Source organism: Pseudomonas sp. Sample_21 (genome assembly GCF_004307525.1).
GTDB lineage: Bacteria > Pseudomonadota > Gammaproteobacteria > Pseudomonadales > Pseudomonadaceae > Aquipseudomonas > Aquipseudomonas atacamensis.
Genome location: NZ_RCNZ01000005.1, coordinates 1 through 2,133 on the forward strand (window position 1 = coordinate 1; position 2,133 = coordinate 2,133).

Here is a 2,133-nt window from a genome sequence, read left to right on the forward strand (position 1 = left end):
ACGGGATTGTGACTCCCGTTGTCGTGGGTTCGATCCCCATCGTCCACCCCATATTTCGAAAGGCGCCAGATTTAACGGTCTGGCGCCTTTGCTTTAAAAGCTTCATCCGCGGATGTGGTGGAATTGGTAGACACACTGGATTTAGGTTCCAGCGCCGCGAGGCGTAAGAGTTCGAGTCTCTTCATCCGCACCAAATAAAGCTTCATCTGTGCCTCGGGCCTGATGCAGTTTCGACAAAGAAGTTGTTTGGCTTTTTTGTTACGCAATATGGTGGGCGTAGCTCAGTTGGTAGAGCACGGGATTGTGACTCCCGTTGTCGTGGGTTCGATCCCCATCGTCCACCCCATATTCCGAAAGGCGCCAGATTTAACAGTCTGGCGCCTTTTTTGTTTTAGCGGTTTCGAAATCCGGCCATGGCCGATTTCGAAGCGCAGGGCAGGGCACTTCATCGCTTTTAAAGGATCGGATGACGCTGAACTGCTCGTCGTTCCGGTTTTGCCGGAACGTCTGTCGGGGCGGATTTGATAGTTGCTTCTATATATAGAAGCGTTGCTGCAGAGCCCTGACGTGATCGCTTGTATTCGCCGGTGGAGTGCACGGCATTCGTGCGGCGCTCCCTATAAATTGCCTGCTGTTTTTTTACCCGTTTCCAGTAGGGTGACTTCTTGAGTTTGACCCACTAGAATGCATGCCCTTGATTCTGGGGTCGGAAACGGCCGGCTAACGTCTGTGCAACGAGGAATATCCATGCAAGTTTCTGTTGAAAATACTACTGCTCTCGAGCGCCGCATGAGCGTCACCGTGCCGGCAGAGCGCATCGAGACTCAGGTCAACAAGCGTCTGCAGCAGACTGCCCAAAAGGCCAAAATTGCTGGCTTCCGTCCAGGCAAAGTGCCAATGAGCGAAATCAAGCGCCGTTTCGGTGCTGATGCGCGTCAGGAAGCGGTAGGCGACGTCATCCAGTCTTCCTTCTACGAAGCTGTGGTCGAGCAAAAGCTCAACCCTGCCGGTTCGCCTTCGATCGAGCCAAAGTCGCTCGAAGCGGGCAAGGATCTGGAATACGTTGCTGTATTCGAAGTCTTCCCTGAGTTCACCGTTGCTGGCTTCGAAGGCATCACCGTTGAGCGTCTGAGCGCTGAAGTGGCTGACGCTGACCTGGACAAGATGCTCGACATCCTGCGCAAGCAGAACACCCGTTTCGAAGTGGCCGACCGTGCCGCGCAGAACGAAGATCAGCTGAACATCGATTTCGTTGGCAAGGTTGACGGCGAAGTATTCGCTGGCGGCTCCGCCAAGGGCACTCAGCTGGTACTGGGTTCCGGCCGCATGATCCCGGGCTTCGAAGAAGGCCTGGTTGGCGCTAAGGCTGGCGAAGAGCGCGTTCTGAACCTGACCTTCCCTGAGGACTATCAGAACCTGGACCTGGCTGGCAAAACCGCCGAGTTCACCGTGACCGTCAACACTGTGTCCGAGCCTAAGCTGCCTGAGCTGAACGAAGAGTTCTTCGCTCAATTCGGCATCAAGGAAAGCGGCATCGACGGTTTCCGCACCGAAGTTCGCAAGAACATGGAGCGTGAACTGCGTCAGGCGATCAAATCCAAGGTCAAGAATCAGGTAATGGACGGTCTGCTGGCCACCAACCCGATCGAAGTGCCAAAGGCTCTGCTGTCCAACGAAGTTGACCGTCTGCGCGTGCAGGCTGTTCAGCAGTTCGGCGGCAACATCAAGCCAGACCAACTGCCGGCCGAGCTGTTCGAAGAACAAGCCAAGCGCCGCGTCGTGCTGGGCCTGATCGTTGCTGAAGTGGTCAAGCAGTTCGACCTCAAGCCTGACGAAGCTCGCGTTCGCGAAATGATTCAGGAAATGGCTTCCGCTTACCAGGAGCCAGAGCAGGTCGTGTCGTGGTACTACAAAAACGAGCAGCAACTGAACGAAGTGCGTTCGGTTGTGCTGGAAGAACAAGTTGTGGATACTGTTCTGCAGAAAGCTAGTGTGACCGACAAATCGGTCTCCTACGAAGAAGCAGTCAAGCCGGTAGAAGCTCCAGCAGCCGACTGATTGATTTTGCGTTAGAAGTGCACACCATAAGCCAGCTCTCGAGCTGGCTTATGCGTATTCAAGACATAACTATTT

At 54.5% G+C, this 2,133-nt stretch carries 1 protein-coding gene and 2 tRNA genes; all 3 read left to right on the forward strand.

What is annotated here, in order from left to right; translation table 11 throughout:
* The first annotated feature begins 108 nt into the window (after window positions 1–108).
* Window positions 109–193, forward strand: a tRNA-Leu gene (locus D8U71_RS00700).
* 77 nt (window positions 194–270) lie between these two features.
* Window positions 271–346, forward strand: a tRNA-His gene (locus D8U71_RS00705).
* Between the two features lie 401 nt (window positions 347–747).
* Complete coding sequence (gene tig / locus D8U71_RS00710) at window positions 748–2,058, forward strand: trigger factor (protein WP_016775337.1); 1,311 nt, start codon at window positions 748–750, stop codon at window positions 2,056–2,058.
* The last annotated feature ends 75 nt before the right edge of the window (window positions 2,059–2,133 follow it).